General features: G+C 66.1%; 16 protein-coding genes. 8 read left to right on the top strand and 8 right to left on the bottom strand.

The window, feature by feature from the left end:
* Positions 1-27 precede the first annotated feature (27 nt).
* Positions 28-1,443, top strand: a complete 1,416-nt coding sequence (locus tag BG023_RS07310) for a methyltransferase family protein (RefSeq protein WP_069309879.1) — start codon at positions 28-30, stop codon at positions 1,441-1,443.
* A gap of 2 nt (positions 1,444-1,445) precedes the next feature.
* On the opposite strand, the gene BG023_RS07315 is transcribed toward BG023_RS07310, so the two are convergent.
* The 3 genes from BG023_RS07315 to BG023_RS07325 form a co-directional block, all read right to left on the bottom strand.
* Complete coding sequence (locus BG023_RS07315; RefSeq protein WP_069309880.1) at positions 1,446-1,748, bottom strand: putative quinol monooxygenase; 303 nt, start codon at positions 1,746-1,748, stop codon at positions 1,446-1,448.
* A gap of 16 nt (positions 1,749-1,764) precedes the next feature.
* Positions 1,765-3,135 (bottom strand): glutamate--cysteine ligase, encoded by a 1,371-nt coding sequence (locus BG023_RS07320; RefSeq protein ID WP_069309881.1) that lies wholly within the window; start codon positions 3,133-3,135, stop codon positions 1,765-1,767.
* 120 nt (positions 3,136-3,255) lie between these two features.
* Entirely contained in the window at positions 3,256-3,999 is a 744-nt protein-coding gene (locus BG023_RS07325; RefSeq protein WP_069309882.1) for a 16S rRNA (uracil(1498)-N(3))-methyltransferase, read from the bottom strand.
* Positions 4,000-4,038: 39 nt separating this feature from the next.
* Between BG023_RS07325 and BG023_RS07330 the strand changes: the two genes are divergently transcribed.
* Genes BG023_RS07330 through BG023_RS07340 form a run of 3 tightly spaced genes read left to right on the top strand, consistent with a single transcriptional unit; the run spans position 4,039 to position 5,963 of the window.
* The gene (locus BG023_RS07330) at positions 4,039-4,422 is read left to right on the top strand and encodes a hypothetical protein (protein ID WP_069309883.1); all 384 of its coding nucleotides are present in this window, start codon (positions 4,039-4,041) and stop codon (positions 4,420-4,422) included.
* Positions 4,419-5,327: a 4-hydroxybenzoate octaprenyltransferase gene (ubiA, locus tag BG023_RS07335; protein ID WP_069309884.1), complete on the top strand. Its 909-nt coding sequence runs from the start codon at positions 4,419-4,421 to the stop codon at positions 5,325-5,327. Before BG023_RS07330 ends, ubiA begins: the two co-directional genes overlap by 4 nt.
* 6 nt (positions 5,328-5,333) lie before the next feature.
* A complete protein-coding gene (locus BG023_RS07340) occupies positions 5,334-5,963 on the top strand; it encodes an SOS response-associated peptidase (RefSeq protein WP_069309885.1) in 630 nt (209 codons plus the stop codon).
* Here BG023_RS07340 and BG023_RS07345 read toward each other — a convergent pair.
* Positions 5,960-6,331: a VOC family protein gene (locus tag BG023_RS07345; protein WP_069309886.1), complete on the bottom strand. Its 372-nt coding sequence runs from the start codon at positions 6,329-6,331 to the stop codon at positions 5,960-5,962. The two genes, BG023_RS07340 and BG023_RS07345, sit on opposite strands and share 4 nt — an antisense overlap.
* Positions 6,332-6,454: 123 nt before the next feature.
* Here BG023_RS07345 and soxR point away from each other — a divergent pair, with 123 nt between their 5' ends.
* The gene (gene soxR / locus BG023_RS07350; RefSeq protein WP_069309887.1) at positions 6,455-6,904 is read left to right on the top strand and encodes a redox-sensitive transcriptional activator SoxR; all 450 of its coding nucleotides are present in this window, start codon (positions 6,455-6,457) and stop codon (positions 6,902-6,904) included.
* On the opposite strand, the gene BG023_RS07355 is transcribed toward soxR, so the two are convergent.
* Together BG023_RS07355 and BG023_RS07360 are read right to left on the bottom strand one after the other, a co-directional pair.
* The gene (locus BG023_RS07355; RefSeq protein WP_069309888.1) at positions 6,901-7,440 is read right to left on the bottom strand and encodes a SixA phosphatase family protein; all 540 of its coding nucleotides are present in this window, start codon (positions 7,438-7,440) and stop codon (positions 6,901-6,903) included. The genes soxR and BG023_RS07355 overlap by 4 nt on opposite strands.
* Positions 7,437-10,076 carry an ATP-dependent DNA helicase gene (locus BG023_RS07360; RefSeq protein ID WP_233993098.1) on the bottom strand — a complete coding sequence of 880 codons (2,640 nt, stop codon included), beginning with the start codon at positions 10,074-10,076 and terminating at the stop codon, positions 7,437-7,439. Before BG023_RS07360 ends, BG023_RS07355 begins: the two co-directional genes overlap by 4 nt.
* Positions 10,077-10,280: 204 nt before the next feature.
* Here BG023_RS07360 and BG023_RS07365 point away from each other — a divergent pair, with 204 nt between their 5' ends.
* On the top strand, positions 10,281-11,894 hold the full coding sequence (locus BG023_RS07365; RefSeq protein ID WP_190315733.1) for a lysine--tRNA ligase: 1,614 nt from the start codon (positions 10,281-10,283) through the stop codon (positions 11,892-11,894).
* Positions 11,895-11,965: 71 nt separating this feature from the next.
* Positions 11,966-12,523, top strand: coding sequence for a cytochrome b (locus BG023_RS07370; RefSeq protein ID WP_069309889.1), 558 nt, complete (start codon positions 11,966-11,968; stop codon positions 12,521-12,523).
* Between the two features lie 59 nt (positions 12,524-12,582).
* Here the strand turns inward: BG023_RS07370 and BG023_RS14960 are convergent, their stop codons facing one another.
* Positions 12,583-13,743: an RcnB family protein gene (locus BG023_RS14960; protein ID WP_233992951.1), complete on the bottom strand. Its 1,161-nt coding sequence runs from the start codon at positions 13,741-13,743 to the stop codon at positions 12,583-12,585.
* A gap of 188 nt (positions 13,744-13,931) precedes the next feature.
* Between BG023_RS14960 and BG023_RS07380 the strand changes: the two genes are divergently transcribed.
* A complete protein-coding gene (locus tag BG023_RS07380; RefSeq protein ID WP_069309890.1) occupies positions 13,932-14,513 on the top strand; it encodes a pyridoxamine 5'-phosphate oxidase family protein in 582 nt (193 codons plus the stop codon).
* Positions 14,514-14,562: 49 nt separating this feature from the next.
* On the opposite strand, the gene ettA is transcribed toward BG023_RS07380, so the two are convergent.
* Positions 14,563-16,236, bottom strand: coding sequence for an energy-dependent translational throttle protein EttA (gene ettA, locus BG023_RS07385; RefSeq protein WP_069309891.1), 1,674 nt, complete (start codon positions 16,234-16,236; stop codon positions 14,563-14,565).
* Positions 16,237-16,354: the final 118 nt, after the last annotated feature.

Here is a 16,354-nt window from a genome sequence, read left to right on the forward strand (position 1 = left end):
TTAACCCTTTTGCGGTAGGGCGGGGCCATGATGTCCGCCTTGCGCCCTGATGATCCAACCGTGCCTGCCGCACCGCCCCAGAGCGATGTTTCGGCGGGGGTCGGTCTGGTCGGTCTGGCGGGGCTGCTGGTATGGATTGCCGTGTGCCGATCCTACCCTGCCATCGCCGATGCTTTGGGATTGGGCGGGCCGCTCTCAGGTGAGCGCGGGGTGCTGTCCGGGCCTTACGCGGCGCTGGCGGGGCTGCTGTTCTGTGCTGTGCCGATGGCGGTCTGGTCGGTGTTGGTGGACAAGGTGCATCTGCGCCCTTCGACCGGGATCGACTGGCAGCTGAAACGCCCCCCGGCCGAAGCGATGCCGATCTCGGTGGTCAAGCTGGTGGGTCTATGGGCCACATGGGCGCTGCTCGCCGCCTTCTATGGCCTTGCCCGCTGGTACTGGAACGGGGCCTACGAATTCGCGATGGAGGTGCTCGCCGCGGCGCTGGTGCCGATGGTAGTGCTTTCGATTCCTTACGTAATCTGGCTCGATCGCCACCTTGTCGAACCGCGCGACGGGACGTGGCATTTCGGCGCCTGCCTGCTCGGGCTGGGCGTGATCGGGCGCGAGACATGGGATGCCGCGCCAATCGCGAAGCACTGGCGCGCCTGGGCGATCAAGGGCTTTTTCGGGGCCTTCATGATCTCGATCCTGCCCCCAGGGTTTGCCCAGGTGGTCTCCGCAGACCCCGCGCAATTCCTTGGAAATCCTGTGCAATTTGCGATGCTTCTGGTGACGGCGCTGTTCCTGATCGACGTGATGATCGGCACGGTGGGCTACCTTTTCACCCTGCGTCCGCTCGACGCGCACATCCGCTCGGGCAACCCGCTGCTCGCCGGATGGCTGGCGGCGCTGATGTGCTATCCGCCCTTCGTGCTCGGCATCATTGGCCCCAATGATCAGGTGCTGAGCTATGAAATCGCCACCCCCGGCTGGGCGCACTGGTTCGCCGGGAGCGAGATCCTGCTGTGGGCGTGGGGCGGACTTCTGGTCTTTCTTACAGGCATTTACGCCTGGGCAACGGTGGCTTTCGGGATCCGCTTTTCCAATCTGACCTACCGCGGGGTGCTGACAAACGGCCCCTACCGCTTCACCCGCCATCCCGCCTATCTGTCGAAGAACCTGTTCTGGTGGGCCTCGGTGTTGCCCTTCCTGGTGACCTCGGGATCAATGCTAGATGGGTTGCGTAACTGCGTCTGCCTGCTGATCGTCAACGCGATCTACTACTGGCGCGCGCGCACCGAAGAAGCGCACCTGCTCGCCGAGGACCCCAAATACCGCGCCTATCACGCGTGGATGGAAGTCCACGGCCCGATCACCGCGCCGCTCGTGAGGCTGCGGCGGATGATTTCCCGCCATCCCGCAACCCGCCCGGAAGAGGCGCACCCCTTCCCGGCGGAGTAGGATTACATCACCGGCGCGCCATCATCGGCGTGATACTTCACCGCTTCCATCACCTTGAAATCGAGCCCCGCAATCGCTGCGCCAAAGGCGGCCATATGCGGCGTGGCAAAGTGCGCGGCGAGCGCGGCTTCATCCTGCCACTTCTCGACGATGTGGATGATCGTCGGGTCGCCAAGGTCCTGCGTGAAGGCATAGGCGATGCAGCCGTCCTCCGCGTTGGATGCCACCACCATGTCGGCAATCGCCGCCTTTGCCGCTGCCAGTCCGTCGGCGCTCACCTGCGCCTTGGCCAATACGATCAGCATCGTGCCTCTCCTCCCGTCAGAATGATTGTTCGTAGACGCGGGTGATATCCCCGTTCCACTCGCCGTCATAGGCATCGAGCAGCCGCTGGGCGGGCACCTTGCCGCTGGCAACGATCTCGTCGAGCGTATCGAGATAGCCGGTCTCGTTGTCGCCCGCCGCATTCAGCCGTGCGCGCGCCGCGAGCCCGCTGTGGGCGATCTTCAGCGCTTCGCGGGCGATATCGCGCAGGGTGTGGCCGCCAGGGACAGGCGCATCGAGCGCCATCTTCGGCGCGGCGGAGCGCAGCGCCTCGCGCTCTTCCATCGTCCAGCCCTTGACCAGATCCCATGCCGCATCGAGCGCGCCCTGATCGTAGAGCAGCCCGACCCAGAAGGCGGGCAGGGCGCAAATCCGGCTCCACGGTCCGCCATCCGCGCCGCGCATTTCGAGGAAGCTCTTGAGCCGTACCTCGGGGAAGGCGGTCGAAAGGTGATCCCACCAGTCGCTCTGCGTCGGGCGCTCACCCGGCAGAACCGAGAGCTTTCCGTCGAGGAAATCGCGGAACGACAGCCCGGCCGCATCGATATACTTGCCGTCCCGGAAGACGAAATACATCGGCACATCAAGCATGTATCGCGCCCAGCGCTCATAGCCGAAGCCGTCCTCGAACACGAAGGGCAGCATCCCCGTGCGCGCCGGATCGGTATCGGACCAGATGTGCGAGCGGTAGGAGAGGAAGCCGTTGGGCTTGCCTTCGGTAAAGGGCGAATTGGCGAACAGCGCGGTCGCCAGCGGTTGCAGTGCGAGGCCGACGCGGAACTTCTGCACCATGTCCGCTTCGGACTGGTAATCGAGGTTCACCTGAATGGTGCAGGTCCGCAGCATCATGTCGAGGCCCATGCTGCCGACGCGCGGCATATGGCGCAGCATGATGTCGTAGCGGCCCTTGGGCATGATCGGCAGCTCGGCCCGCGTCTTGTCGGGCCACATGCCGAGGCCGAGATAGCCCACGCCGCATTTCTCGCCGACCTGCTTCACCTGCGCGAGGTGCCGCCCGGTTTCCGCGCAGGTCTGGTGCAGGTTTTCGAGCGGTGCGCCCGAAAGTTCGAGTTGCCCTGCCGGTTCAAGGCTGACCGCGCCGTCCGTGCCCTTCAAGGCGATGACGTTTCCGCCTTCCTCGACCGGAGCCCAACCGAATTGCTCCATGCCCTTGAGCAGGTCGCGGATGCCGCAAGGTTCGTCATAGGACGGGGCGCGGTGATCGGCGGTCTTGAACACCAGCTTTTCGTGCTCGGTGCCGATGCGCCAGTCCGCGGGCGGCTTTTCGCCGCGCATCATCGGCGTGAGTAGCTGGTCGAAGCTCTCGATGATCGGATCGTCCGCCGTGCTGGCTTCGCGTGTGCTCATAGGATGAGGCCCTCTCTGGAAGGTTGCCTTAGAAAACTGGTCTGCCGGTGGGAAGGCAAATTCGCGTTTGGCGGGGTGAAGCGGAACTGTTGTGCCGGTTCGCGGGGGGCTGTCCGGTGGTTACCAGTCGCCCGCGCGCGCCATCCAAACGGCGAGCGCGGCGATGGCGGCGGTCTCGCCGCGCAGGATACGCGGGCCGAGGCTGATCGTGCGTGCCTGCGGGTGAGCGCGGATGGCGGCGCGCTCGGCTTCGTCGAACCCGCCTTCGGGGCCGATAAGGATCGCCGCCGCGCCCGAATGGGCGGCGAAGGCGGCGGCGGCATTGTCTCCGCCGTTCTCGTCAGCGAAGAACAACGCGCGATCCTCCGGCCAGCCCGCCAGCAGCGTATCGAGCTTGACCGGTTCGGCCAGTGCCGGGAGCGCGGTGCGGGCGCATTGCTCGGCGGCCTCGATGGTGATCGCTCGGGCGCGTTCGTGGTTGAGCTTGTCGGCGACGCAGCGACGGGTGAGCACCGGCTGGATCCGGCCCACGCCCAGTTCGGTCGCCTTCTCGAGGATCAGGTCGAAACGGTCTTTCTTGAGCAGGGCGGGGCACAGCCACAGATCGGGCACCGCCTCACGCGCCCGGAGCTGCTGGACGACTTCAAGCGTGACGTCGCGTTTGCCCGCTTCGGTCACGCGCGCGGCCCATTCGCCGGTCACATCGTCGCACAGGATCACTGCATCGCCTTCGCGCACCCGCATCACCTTGCCGAGGTAATGCGCCTGCGCTCCATCGATCGTGACCATGCGGCCTTCACCCAGTTCCTCGGCGAGGAACAGGCGCGGGGCGCTTTTCGGAGGCCATGCGGGTGTTGCGGGCATGGCTTTGCACTAGGCGCTCGGGGCGCTAGGGAGCAAGTCATGTCCGCGCGTACAGCCCAATTCCTGATCGCCGCCGTGTTCCTGATCCTTGGCGGATGGTCGCTGTTCGCGCCCGCGAGCGTGATCGAACTCGCCTTCACGGAGGCCTACCGTGACACGAGCTTCATCAACCGCTTCACCATCGCCTGCTTCGGCTCGCAGGCGGTGCTGTTCGGGCTGATGGCGCTGGTGACCCGGTGGAACGCGCGCAGCTTTGCCGTTTTCGCCGTGCTGCTGCTGCCGTTCTTCGGCTTCAACTACTGGTTCCATTACGAGGTGCCGGTGCTGACCAGCATCGGGATGCTCGATTTTGCCGGGAACGTGACCATGCTGGTGCTGGCGATAGTCGGCTGGCGCGCCGCGCGGGCTGAGGAGGCCGCGTGAGCGATCACGTCGTCCCCGATAGCGAACACCGCGGGCTGGTGGCGCGGCTGCCGCAGCTTCCCCGCGATCTGGCGCAGCTGGCGCGGTTTGACCGGCCGATCGGCTGGTGGCTCTTGTTCTGGCCCTGTGTGTTCGGCGTGTGGCTGGCGGGCGCGGGGCCGCAGTTCGCTTTGCTCGGCTGGTTGCTGCTGGGGAGCATCGCGATGCGCGGGGCGGGCTGCGTCTATAACGACATTGTCGATGCCGACCTCGACCGTCAGGTGGCGCGCACCGCCTTGCGCCCGGTGGCAAGCGGGCGGGTATCGAAGCGTGCGGCGTGGATCTGGCTGGTGGCGCTGTGCCTCGTCGGGCTTATGGTGCTGCTGCAATTGCGCTGGCAGGCACAGCTTGTCGCGCTCGGCAGCCTGGCGCTGGTGGCCGCCTATCCCTTCATGAAGCGCATCACGTGGTGGCCGCAGGCGTGGCTGGGGATGGTGTTCAATTGGGGGCTGCTGGTCGGCTGGACGCATTTGCGCTGGGACAACTGGGACGCGCTGGCCTGCATCTATGCCGGGTGCATCGCCTGGGTGATCGGATACGACACGATCTATGCCCTGCAAGACCGCGAAGATGACGCGATGGTCGGCATCCGCTCCTCGGCACTGGCGATGGGCGCGCGGGTGCAGGCGGGGATCGCGGGCTTCTACGCGGCGGCGGTGGGCCTGTGGGCCTTGGGCATCTGGCTTTACCGCGGCGATCCGCTGGCGCTGCTCGCGCTGCTGCCGGTCGCGGGGCATCTGGCGTGGCAGGTGGCGACGCTCGATGCGGATGATCCGGCGAATCCGCTCGACCGGTTCCGGTCGAACCGCTGGGCCGGCGCACTGATGGCGGCGGCGTGTTTCGTGGTGGCGAACGCGGGGACCTGAGCCGCGATGTGCAACCTCTACCGCATGACCAAGACCCGAAGCGAAGTCGCAGGCTGGTTCGATGCGGTGGACGCGGCGGGCGGCGCCAATTTCGGGGACGAGGTCTATCCCGGCTATCCCGGGCTGGTGGTGGCCGAGGGGCAGGTGCGGGCGATGGCCTGGGGCTTTCCGCTCGTGCTGACCGGCAAGCAGGGCCAGAAACTGAAGCCCAAGCCGGTGAACAATGCGCGCACCGACAAACTCGGCACCTTCTTCTGGCGCCATTCCTTCGAACATCGCCGCTGCCTGATCCCGATCACCGCATGGGCCGAAGCGCAAGGACCCAAAGGGCAGATGACCCGCACCTGGTTGTCGCTGCCCGATACCCCGCTGTTCGCCGCGGCGGGCGTGTGGCGATCCTCGGACGAGTGGGGCGATTGCTATTCGATGGTCATGACGCACAGCGAAGGCACCGATGCGGCAAGCGTGCATGAACGTATGCCGGTGCTGCTCGCCCCGCAGGACCATGCAAGCTGGCTGTCGGGCGCGCCGCAGGATGCGCTGGCGCTGTGCCGGCCGTGGGCGGGTGCGATCACGATTGACCGCACCAGCCAGCCCTGGGCGAAGGGCGCGGCCCACCAGCCGGGGCTGTTCTAGCCGTAGCTCACGATTTCGAATTCGATCCCGTCCCAGTCGAAGAAATAGAACCGGCGGCCAGGTTGGTAATCGGCGTGGTTGAAGGGGACGAGCCCGGCCTCCACCACCACCGCTTCGGCCGCGTCGAGATCATCGACCACCAGCCCGACATGGTTGAGCGGCGCGCCCTTGCCGAAGCGTTCGACCGGCGCACCCTTGGTGTAGACGGCGATGTAATCGAGCTCTCCGCCGACATGGATGGTCCAGCCGCCGAGCTGCGATGGGCCGCGCCAGCGTTCGTGCCAGCCGCAGAGCCGCTGGAGCAGCGCGGACGCGCGTTCGGGATCGCTGACGGTGATGTTGACGTGTTCAAGCTGGCCTGTGGGCATGGCATTCTATCCTTCCGGTTCGATTGGGTAATCCGCCGCCCGCTTGGCCGTGCGAATCACTGTCCTTGCCCAAGGTGCAATCTCAACCTAACTTGAGGTCAAGCTCTTATCGGAAGACCCCTCATGTCCGTCCGCCTCAAGCCGTCAGACCTTGTTCCCATCGGCGAAATCGCGCGCCGCACCGGGCTCAGCGTGTCGGCGATCCGCTTTTACGAGGAGCGCGGTCTGATCGAGCCGATGCGGACCGGCGGCAACCAGCGGCGCTTCCTGCGTTCCGATATCCGGCGGCTGAGCTTCATCCTGATCGCCCAGCGGCTCGGCCTGACGCTCGGCGAGATCGAGGCGGAGCTTGCCAAGCTGCCGCAGGGGCGCACCCCCACGGCCAAGGACTGGCAGGCGATCAGCCGCGCGATCCGCGATGTCCTTGATCGCCGCATCGCCGAGCTGGAACGCACCCGCGACCGATTGGACGGCTGCATCGGCTGCGGCTGTCTCAGCCTCTCGCACTGCGCGATCTGGAATCCCGACGACGTGCTGGCTGGCGAAGGCCCCGGCCCGCGCAAGCTGGTCTAGTTTTCCGGTCCCAATTCCGGATCGAGATCGCGCGGGCGGGCGAGATGCACCACCTCGGCGCAATAGCGCTTGAGATCGGCCCAATGTTCGATCTCGCATTCGAGCACGGCGTAGGCGGCGGTCGGGAACTTCACCACCGCTTCCTTGAACAGGGCGTTTTCCTTGCCCGGTGCGACCAGCTCCAGCAGCACGTCCTGCAGGCCGGGATTGTGGCCGGAAATGAGGATCGCCTTGGCTTCATCATCGCCGCTGCCCGCGTGGGCCTCGATCGTCTCGACAATGGTGTCGAAGCTGGCGAGGTAGAGCCGCTGGTCGTAGATCACCGGATGATCCGGCAGCGCGGCTTCCAGCGTCTGCACCACGCGCACTGCGGGGCTGGCGATCAGCCGATCCCACTTGATGCCGTGATCGCGGATATGCTGCCCGATTAACTCGGCGCCCTTGCGTCCCCGCGCGTTCAGCCCGCGATCGAAATCGCGCTGATGCGGATCGTCCCAGTCCGACTTGGCGTGACGCAGGAGACCAAGGATTTTCACAGCAAATCGGCTCCCTGAGCGTCGGGCGAGGGGTGGAGGGCGTTCCTGCCCCCAACACCTTCCGCGATCCGTTGTAAAGCCTCATCGAGGGTTACGCGCAAGACGGGCGTGCCATCGGGGAAGGCCGACAGCAGGCGGGTAGGGAAGGCGGGCGAGAGCACGACGAAATGGCCCGCATCGTCCTTGCTGCGGATCAGCCGCCCGAAGGCCTGCGCCAGTTTGGCTCTGATAATCCGGTCGTCATAGGCAGCGCCGCCACCCGCCGCGCGGCGCGCCTTGTGGAGGATGTCGGGGCGCGGCCATGGCACCTGCTCCATCACGACGCATCTGAGCGAATGGCCCGGCACGTCTACCCCGTCGCGCAGGGCATCGGTGCCGATCAGGCTGGCGCGCGGATCATCGCGGAAGATATCGACCAGCGTGCCGGTGTCGATCGGATCGACGTGCTGGGCATAGACCGGGAGGCCCGCCCGCGCGAGCCGGTCGGCAATCCGGCCATAGACTGCGCGCAGCCGCCGGATTGCGGTGAACAGGCCGAGCACCCCGCCGCCGCACGCCTCGATGATCCGCGCATAGGCACCGGCGAGCGCAGGCAGATCGCCCTTCTTCACATCGGTGACGATCAGCACCTCGGCGCGTGCAGCATAATCGAACGGGCTGTTCGCCGAAGACAGCAGCGGCGCGCTTTCGATATGCGCCGCGCCCGAACGGGCGATGGCGCTCGCCCAGGGGTCGTCATCATGCGTGCGGTCGGTCAGGGTGGCGCTGGTCAGCAGCACGCCGTGCGCGGGTTCGAGCACGACGCGCGCGAAGGGCTTCATCGGATCGAGCCAGCGGCGGTGGATCGCCACATCAAACTCGCGCGCTTCGGAGCGATCGACCGCGAGCCAATCGACGAATTCCGGATCAGCTGGCCCGCCGAGCCGGTCGAGCAGGGCTTCCCATGCCGCGAGGAGATCGATCCGCCATGTGAGCGCGAAGCGCGCGCCTTCGATGCGGGCGCGGCCCTGCGCGTCGAGCCAGTCGGGCGGATCGGCGAGGATCGCCTCCAGCCGTCCGCCGAGCCGGATCAGCGGCACGCGGATGCTGGCGAGCGCTTCGGCTGCGGCGCTGGCGGCCTCGATCACTTCGCCCGGCAGGCCCGCCGCCTCGGTCTCGATCCCGTATCCGGCTTCGATCCCGCCGCTTTCATCGCGGGCATAGGTCGCGGTGCGGACGGCTGCGAGAAGCGCTTCGATGGGGCCGAAGGGGCTGTTTTCGGCGAGGCGCTGGAGCCAGCCGTCCGACGGGAGGAGCTGCCCGGCCTTGCACGCGGCCGTGATCGCTTCGGCTCCGGCTTCGTCATAGCTCGCCAGATCGGCCAGCCGTGCGGACAGCCCGCGCCGGCGGCCGCGCGCCTCGCGTTCGGGGCCGATGATCCAGCGCCTGAGTTCGATGGTCTCCTGCCCCGAGAGCGTGGCCGCGAAGGTCGAATCCGCCGCATCGAACACGTGGTGACCTTCGTCGAAGATCAGCCGTGTGGGGCGCTGGTTCGGATCGCGGGCGCGCGCGGCGTTGACCATCACCAGCGCGTGATTGGCGATCACCAGATCGGCCTGTGCGCTATCCCTTGCAGCGCGCTCGATGAAGCACTTCCGGTAATGCGGGCAGCCGGCATAGACGCATTCGCCGCGCTGGTCGGTGAGGGCAGCAATTCCGCGCTTCCGGAACAGCGTGCCGAGCCAGCCGGGCAGATCGCCGCCGATCATGTCGCCGTCGCGGGTATAGGCGCCCCAGCGCGCTACCAACTGCGCGAGGATCGCCGCGCGTCCGGCAAACCCGCCTTGCAGCGCGTCTTCGAGGTTGAGCAGGCAGAGGTAATTCTCGCGGCCCTTGCGCACCACCACCGGCGGGGTGCCGTCGGCGCGGCGGGCGGGCCATGCACGGCGGCTTTCGGCGCGCAGCTGGCGTTGCAGGTTCTTGGTGAAGGTCGACACCCAAACCGTGCCGCCCGATTGCTCCGCCCACAGCGAGGCCGGGGCGAGATAACCCAGCGTCTTGCCGATCCCGGTGCCCGCTTGCGCCAATGCCAGAAACGGCCGTCCCGGCGCGGGTCGTGCTGCGAAGATGCGTGCGACATCGGCAGCATAGGCGCGCTGGCCCTCGCGCCGTTCGGCACCCTCTCCGGTGAGCCGCGCGAGCTGGGCCTGCACGGTCTCGGGAGAGAGTTCGACCTGCTGCGGGGCGGGCCGCTCGCCCGCTTCTTCCCACTCGGGCAAGCGGGAGAACAGCCAGCGCTCGGCCTTCTCGGGCTTGGCGATGTGGGGCTTCAACACCTGCGCCCAGGGCCAGCGCAGCCGCTCGAGCGTCTGGAGCGCGCTCCAAGCGCCTTCGCGCTCGAACCATTCGGGATCACGGCACACCGCAATCAGCGCGCCCGCCGCCCGCTGGAGCAATTCAGGCACCGCCGCATCGCCATCGGGGATTGGCAGGTCGAGCGCCTCGGCCAGCCCGCGCGGGGTCGGCACACAGAACCTTGCGGGGTGGATGAAGGCGAAGGCTTCGAGCAGATCGAGGCCGGAGAGATCGGGATAGCCCAGACGGCTCGCCACCAGCGGGGCATTGATCAGCAGCACCGGCGTATCGGCGGCAGCCATGATCGCATCGCCTTTCGACACGGCATTGGTCACGCAATCGGAGGCGCGTAGCCAGTGCCCGCCGTGGCTCGCATGGAGCGCTGGCAGGTTGAGCGGATCAGGGAGCGAAGCGGGGGCAGTCACGCCGCCCACGATGGGCGAGCGCGCGCGCGATGTAAACGCACGCTTGCATGGCTGTCCGCTATCCCTAATAGCCGCCTCGTTATGACGATCTCAGCTGACGCCCTCATCACCGCTGCCCACAATTCCAAGGCCTGGCCGTTTCAGGAGGCCCAGCGCCTCGCCAAGCGGATGCCGCAGGGCAAGCCGGGCGGGGTGCTGTTCGAAACCGGCTATGGCCCCTCGGGCCTGCCGCATATCGGTACCTTTCAGGAAGTACTGCGCACTACGCTGGTCCGCCGCGCCTACGAGGCGCTGACCGGCCAGCCGACCCGGCTGGTGGCTTTCAGCGATGACATGGATGGCCTGCGCAAGGTACCCGACAATGTGCCCAACAAGGCGCTGCTCGATGCGAACCTTGGCAAGCCGCTGTCGCGCATCCCCGATCCGTTCGAGAAGTTCGAAAGCTTTGCCGCGCACAACAACGCGATGCTGCGCGATTTTCTCGACCGCTTTGGGTTCGAGTATGAATTCGTCAGCTCCTCGGACTGCTACAATTCGGGCCGGTTCGACGAGGCTCTGAAGGGCGTGCTCGCCAATTTCGGCGCGATCATGGACATCATGCTGCCGACGCTGGGCGAGGAACGCCGCCAGACCTATTCGCCGGTCATGCCGATTTCGCCCACCACCGGCGCGGTGTTGCAGGTGCCGATCGCAGTGGTGGATGCCGCCGCCGGGATCATCCGCTTTACCGACGAGGACGGCTCCGTTGTCGAACAATCGGCCCTCGGCGGCATGGCCAAGTGCCAATGGAAGGTCGACTGGGCGATGCGCTGGGTGGCGCTTGGCGTCGATTACGAAATGTACGGAAAGGATCTGACCGATTCCGGCATCCAGTCGGGCAAGATCGCCCGCGTGCTCGGTGGCCACAAGCCCGAAGGCCTGATCTACGAGCTGTTCCTCGATGCCAAGGGCGAGAAGATCTCCAAGTCCAAGGGCAACGGCCTGTCGATCGAGCAGTGGCTCGAATATGGCAGCGAGGAGAGCCTCGGCTATTACATCTTCGCCAATCCTAAGAGCGCCAAGCAGCTCCACGCGGGCGTGATCCCCAAGGCGATCGACGATTACTGGCAGTTCCGCGCCGCTCTGCCGGGGCAGGATATCGACAAGCAGCTCGGCAATCCGGTGTGGCATCTGCTGCGCACCAACGCGCACCACGAAGGCGCCGAAGCGCCGGGCGCGGGTGACAGCCTGCCGGTCCCGTTCAGCCTGCTGCTCAACCTCGTCGGCGTGCTCGGCGCGGGCGCGACGCGCGAGGCGGTGTGGTCGTACCTCGGCAATTATGTCGCCGATGCCGATCCGGCCGCGCACCCGGCGCTCGATACGCTGGTGATGAAGGCGCTGGCCTATAACCGCGATTTCGTCGCCTCGACGCTGGTCAAGCGTGCGCCGGTGGATGGCGAGGTGCAGGCGCTGTGGGCGCTCGATGCCGCGCTTGCCGAAGCGCCTGCCGACATGAGCGCCGAGGATTTGCAGACCATCGTCTATGAAATCGGCAAGCAGCCCGAGTTCGGGTTCGAGAACTTGCGGGACTGGTTCAAGGCGCTCTACGAAACCCTGCTCGGCTCCGAGCAAGGCCCGCGTATGGGTAGCTTTATCGCGCTCTACGGGATTGCGCCGACCCGCCAGCTGATCGCCGAGGCGCTGGCGAAAGCCTGAGCCCCTCGCGCTCCCTTGCGCTCCGGTGGCCGAATGCTAGTCTCGACCACCGAGGAACACGGAGGGACGGGATGAGCCTCAATACCAAAACCAAGTATTCGGGCCTGGCGATGACGCTGCACTGGCTGGTCGGGATCGCGGTGATTGCCAGTTGGCGGATCGCCGAAGCTGCCGAACACGCCGCCACGCGCGAGGAAGGAAGCCAGATCATGGGCAACCACTTCGCGTTGGGTGTGGTGATCTTCACGCTGATGGCTGTCCGGCTGGCCTCTCGGCTGATGAACCCGCCGCCGCCGCCGGTGGCAGGTCATGCAGGGTGGGAACGGATGCTCGCCAAGGTTACGCATCTTGCGATGTACACCCTGCTGCTGGTGATGCCGATCGCGGGCTGGCTGGCAATGTCGATGTTCGACAGCGGCATCAGCGTATGGGGCATCGTCGAAGTGCCCAAACTGCCGGTCGCGCCCAACGAAGCGATGGCCGAACAGATCTTTGAAACCCACGCGCTCGCGGGCACCACACTGCTGGTGCTGATCGCGGTGCACATTCTGGCAACGCTCAAGCACACGCTGATCGACAAGGACGGCACGCTCTTCCGGATGCTGCCCTTCGGCACCGCCAAGGGCTGAGCGCCCAAAGAAAAACCCCGCCGGATCGCTCCGGCGGGGTTTTCTTGTCTGGCGATGATCTACCAGAAGAAGTCGTAGATCACGTCCACCACTTCGCCGCTGTAGATGTCGACCAGCAGCACGTCGTCATAGTAGCGCACCCACTGATACGGCCCGTAAACCGGCGGCAGGCGGTAGGCCCACGGGTCGTTGATGAAGAACCGCGGCTGGAAGAACAGGCTGTCGAGATAGAAGCCGATGTCCAGACGGTTGTAGCGGTGCGAACGGAACGGCGCGAAATAGGGGCCGGGCCGATAGTGGAAGCGATGGTCGCGACGGTAATCGGACCAATCGTACCGGCGGTCGCCCCGCCAGCGGCGATCCCAGCGACGGAAATCGCGCCGGTCCCAGCCGTCATAGCCGCGCCAATCCCAGCGCCAGTCATCGCGCCGCCAGTTATGGCGATCACCGCGCCAGTCGTCGCGGCGTCCATCCCGGCGCCAGCCGTCCCGGCGGTCGTCGTCGCGGCGGCCATCGCGCACGATATTACCGCGCGCATCGCGCACGATATAGCCGCGGGCATCACGCGCCTGATCCTCGCGCACTGCGCGGCGGATGTCGCTGCCGAAGCCGCGATCACCCCGGCGATCACCACGATCTTCGACCCGGTCAGCCCGGCGGTCACCACGATCCTCGACGCGGTCGGCCCTGCGGTCACCCCGACGTTCGATCACTTCGGCCCGATCATCGGCCCGCCGCTCGACCCGGTCGGCAGCGACGTCGCGACCACGCCGGTCGAGCACATCGGCGCGGCGATCACCGCGCCATTCGACCCGCTCGGCGCGATCTTCGCTGCGGCGTTCGACCTGATCGGCACGGCGTTCGCTGCGCCGGTCGATCCGCTCGGCACGTTCGGCCGGCTGGGCGCGGTCGGCACGCTGGGCGCGCGCAATCACATCGCCACCAAAGCCGCGCGGAGCGGGAGCACTGGGGCGCGCTTCGAACGGTGCCGGCGCGGAACGCTGCTGCTGCGGGGGCGGCGCGGGACGTTCGGCGCGGGCGGCTTCGCGCACCACGCGGCTGTCCATCCGCATCTGCTGCCGGTCGGCCCGCGCCTGCGCGCGCGCCTCGATGGCCGAATTGGAGATATCCTGTGCTGCGAGTGGCGCTGCCGGGATCGCGGCGACCAGCGCGACAGCGAGCGCCGCCAGCGATCCGCCCTTGGCATAAAGTTTCATCATCGAGTGTGCCTCCAGAATCGCCGGCCCACCACAAGCGGCTAGTTGAGGAGTCGGAGTTAACCTGCACAGACTGTCGCGCGGATGAACCGGCTTGCCGAAATTCAGAAAAATCGTCGAAATAATGAACGCACACGGCGCGGCGGGTGGTCGCGCTTGACTGGCAGGGGATAACGGAGAAGGGGGCGGCCATGTTCGAAACGCTCGAAGATGTCCGCGCCGATTGCACCAACCGCCTGATCCGCGCAGCCAAAGACCGCAAGTCGCCGATGCATACGCCGGTGATCGTGACGGGCGATGTCGATGCGCGGGTGATGGTGCTGCGTGCCTTCGACAGCCGGGCGTGGACCTTGCGGCTACACACCGATCTTCGCTCGCCCAAGGCGCAGGTGATCGCCGCCGATCCGCGCATGGCGGTACTGTTCTATGACAAGGGCGCCAAGATCCAGATCCGCGCGCACGGCGAGGGCCAGATCCTCACCACCGGCCCGCAGGTCGATGCGGCCTGGGCGGCGAGCACCAATTTCGCGCGGCGCTGCTATCTGGGTGACGGGCCAGGCACGGCTTCGGATGTGCCGACATCGGGCCTGCCCGCCGAATTCGAGGGCGTGGAGCCGGACGACGAACAGATCATTCCCGCCCGCGAGAATTTCGCCTTGCTGATGATCACGCTGACCGCGTTCGACTGGCTCTATCTCGCCCACACCGGCCACGTCCGCGCACAGTTCACGCGCACGAGCGACGAATGGCAGGGGCGCTGGGTCTCGCCGTAAACCGGCCACAGGATCACCCCCGCGCCTTGGCGCAGGGGTAACCGGAAGCTCAGCGGGTCAGCTTCTTGTAGGCGAGGCGGGTCGGACGATCCGCCGCATCACCCAGACGGCGACGCTTGTCTTCCTCGTAGGCTTCGAAGTTGCCTTCGAACCATTCGACATGGCTGTTGCCTTCGAAGGCGAGGATGTGGGTTGCCAGACGGTCGAGGAAGAAGCGGTCGTGGCTGATGACCACGGCGCAGCCTGCAAAGTTCTCGATCGCGTCTTCAAGCGCGGCGAGGGTTTCGACGTCGAGATCGTTGGTCGGTTCGTCCAGCAGCAGCACGTTGCCGCCGGCCTTAAGCATCTTGGCCATGTGCACGCGGTTGCGCTCACCGCCCGATAGCTTGCCGACGTTCTTCTGCTGGTCCGCGCCCTTGAAGTTGAACGCGCCGACATAGGCGCGCGTGCTCATGTCCTGCCCGTTGACCTTCATATAATCGAGCCCGTCGGAGATTTCCTCCCAGACGTTCTTGGTCGGGTCGAGATGGTCGCGGCTCTGGTCGACAAAGCCCAGCCGCACGGTCGAGCCGATCTCGATCGTGCCGCTGTCGGGCTGTTCCTTGCCGGTGAGGATCTTGAACAGGGTCGACTTGCCCGCGCCGTTTGGCCCGATCACCCCGACGATGCCGCCGGGGGGCAGGGTGAAGCTGAGGTTTTCGAACAGCAGCTTGTCGCCATAGGCCTTCGAGATGTTCTTGGCCTCGATCACCTTGCCGCCAAGGCGCTCGGGCACCTGGATGACGATCTGCGCCTTGCCGACCTGACGGTTTTCCTGGCTGTTCTGGAGCTCTTCGAACTTGCGGATACGCGCCTTGGACTTGGTCTGGCGCGCGGCCGGGGTCTGCCGGATCCATTCGAGTTCGCGTTGCAGCGCTTTCTGCTTGCCGGATTCCTCGCGGCTTTCCTGCTCCATGCGCTTGGCCTTCTTCTCGAGATAGGTCGAGTAGTTGCCTTCGTAGGGATAGTAGGAGCCGCGATCGAGCTCGAGGATCCACTCCACCACGTTGTCGAGGAAGTAGCGGTCGTGGGTGATCATCAGCACCGCGCCGGCATATTCCTTGAGGTGGTTTTCCAGCCACAGGACGCTTTCGGCATCGAGGTGGTTGGTCGGCTCGTCCAGCAGCAGGATCGAGGGCTTCTGGATCAGCAGGCGGGTGAGCGCGACGCGGCGCTTCTCGCCGCCCGACAGGTCCTTCACCGGCCAGTCGCCCGGCGGGCAGCGCAGCGCTTCCATCGCCACTTCGAGCTGGTTGTCGAGCGTCCAGCCATCGACCGCGTCGATCTTGTCCTGAAGCTCGCCCATTTCCGCGCCGAGCGTGTCGAAATCGGCATCCGGCTCGCACATCAACGCCGAGATCTCGTTGAAGCGATCGACCATGTCGGCGATCCCGCGCGCGCCGTCCTTGACGTTTTCGAGCACGGTCTTGGTCGGATCAAGCTCGGGCTCCTGCTCGAGATAGCCGATGGTGATGTTCTCGCCCGGCCAAGCCTCGCCGGTGAAATCCTTGTCGATCCCCGCCATGATCTTGATCAGGGTCGATTTGCCCGCGCCATTGGGGCCGACGATGCCGATCTTCGCGCCCTGATAGAACTGGAGCGAGATGTTGTTCAGCACCGGTTTCTGGGCGCCGGGGAAGGTCTTGGTCATGCCCTTCATGACAAAGGCGTATTGCGCGGCCATCGGTTAAGTCCTTCGGGATCGAATAATCGGGTGGGGAGGTTTGGAAGCGCAGATAGGGAAGGGGAGGGACAAGGGCAAGCGGCTAGACAGGCTCGCGGGGCAGGCTTAGCACCTGCGG

It is taken from the genome of Porphyrobacter sp. LM 6 (genome assembly GCF_001720465.1).
GTDB lineage: Bacteria > Pseudomonadota > Alphaproteobacteria > Sphingomonadales > Sphingomonadaceae > Erythrobacter.

Excerpts from the sequence above, each read along its gene's own strand:
- BG023_RS14960 (WP_233992951.1), bottom strand. The coding sequence starts at position 13,743 with ATGATGAAACTTTATGCCAAGGGCGGATCGCTGGCGGCGCTCGCTGTC.
- BG023_RS07330 (WP_069309883.1), top strand. The coding sequence starts at position 4,039 with ATGTCCGCGCGTACAGCCCAATTCCTGATCGCCGCCGTGTTCCTGATC.
- BG023_RS07310 (WP_069309879.1), top strand. The coding sequence starts at position 28 with ATGATGTCCGCCTTGCGCCCTGATGATCCAACCGTGCCTGCCGCACCG.
- BG023_RS07325 (WP_069309882.1), bottom strand. The coding sequence starts at position 3,999 with ATGCCCGCAACACCCGCATGGCCTCCGAAAAGCGCCCCGCGCCTGTTC.
- BG023_RS07380 (WP_069309890.1), top strand. The coding sequence starts at position 13,932 with ATGTTCGAAACGCTCGAAGATGTCCGCGCCGATTGCACCAACCGCCTG.
- BG023_RS07370 (WP_069309889.1), top strand. The coding sequence starts at position 11,966 with ATGAGCCTCAATACCAAAACCAAGTATTCGGGCCTGGCGATGACGCTG.
- BG023_RS07340 (WP_069309885.1), top strand. The coding sequence starts at position 5,334 with ATGTGCAACCTCTACCGCATGACCAAGACCCGAAGCGAAGTCGCAGGC.
- BG023_RS07315 (WP_069309880.1), bottom strand. The coding sequence starts at position 1,748 with ATGCTGATCGTATTGGCCAAGGCGCAGGTGAGCGCCGACGGACTGGCA.
- BG023_RS07345 (WP_069309886.1), bottom strand. The coding sequence starts at position 6,331 with ATGCCCACAGGCCAGCTTGAACACGTCAACATCACCGTCAGCGATCCC.
- BG023_RS07365 (WP_190315733.1), top strand. The coding sequence starts at position 10,281 with ATGACGATCTCAGCTGACGCCCTCATCACCGCTGCCCACAATTCCAAG.
- ettA (WP_069309891.1), bottom strand. The coding sequence starts at position 16,236 with ATGGCCGCGCAATACGCCTTTGTCATGAAGGGCATGACCAAGACCTTC.
- BG023_RS07360 (WP_233993098.1), bottom strand. The coding sequence starts at position 10,076 with ATGGCTGCCGCCGATACGCCGGTGCTGCTGATCAATGCCCCGCTGGTG.
- BG023_RS07320 (WP_069309881.1), bottom strand. The coding sequence starts at position 3,135 with ATGAGCACACGCGAAGCCAGCACGGCGGACGATCCGATCATCGAGAGC.
- soxR (WP_069309887.1), top strand. The coding sequence starts at position 6,455 with ATGTCCGTCCGCCTCAAGCCGTCAGACCTTGTTCCCATCGGCGAAATC.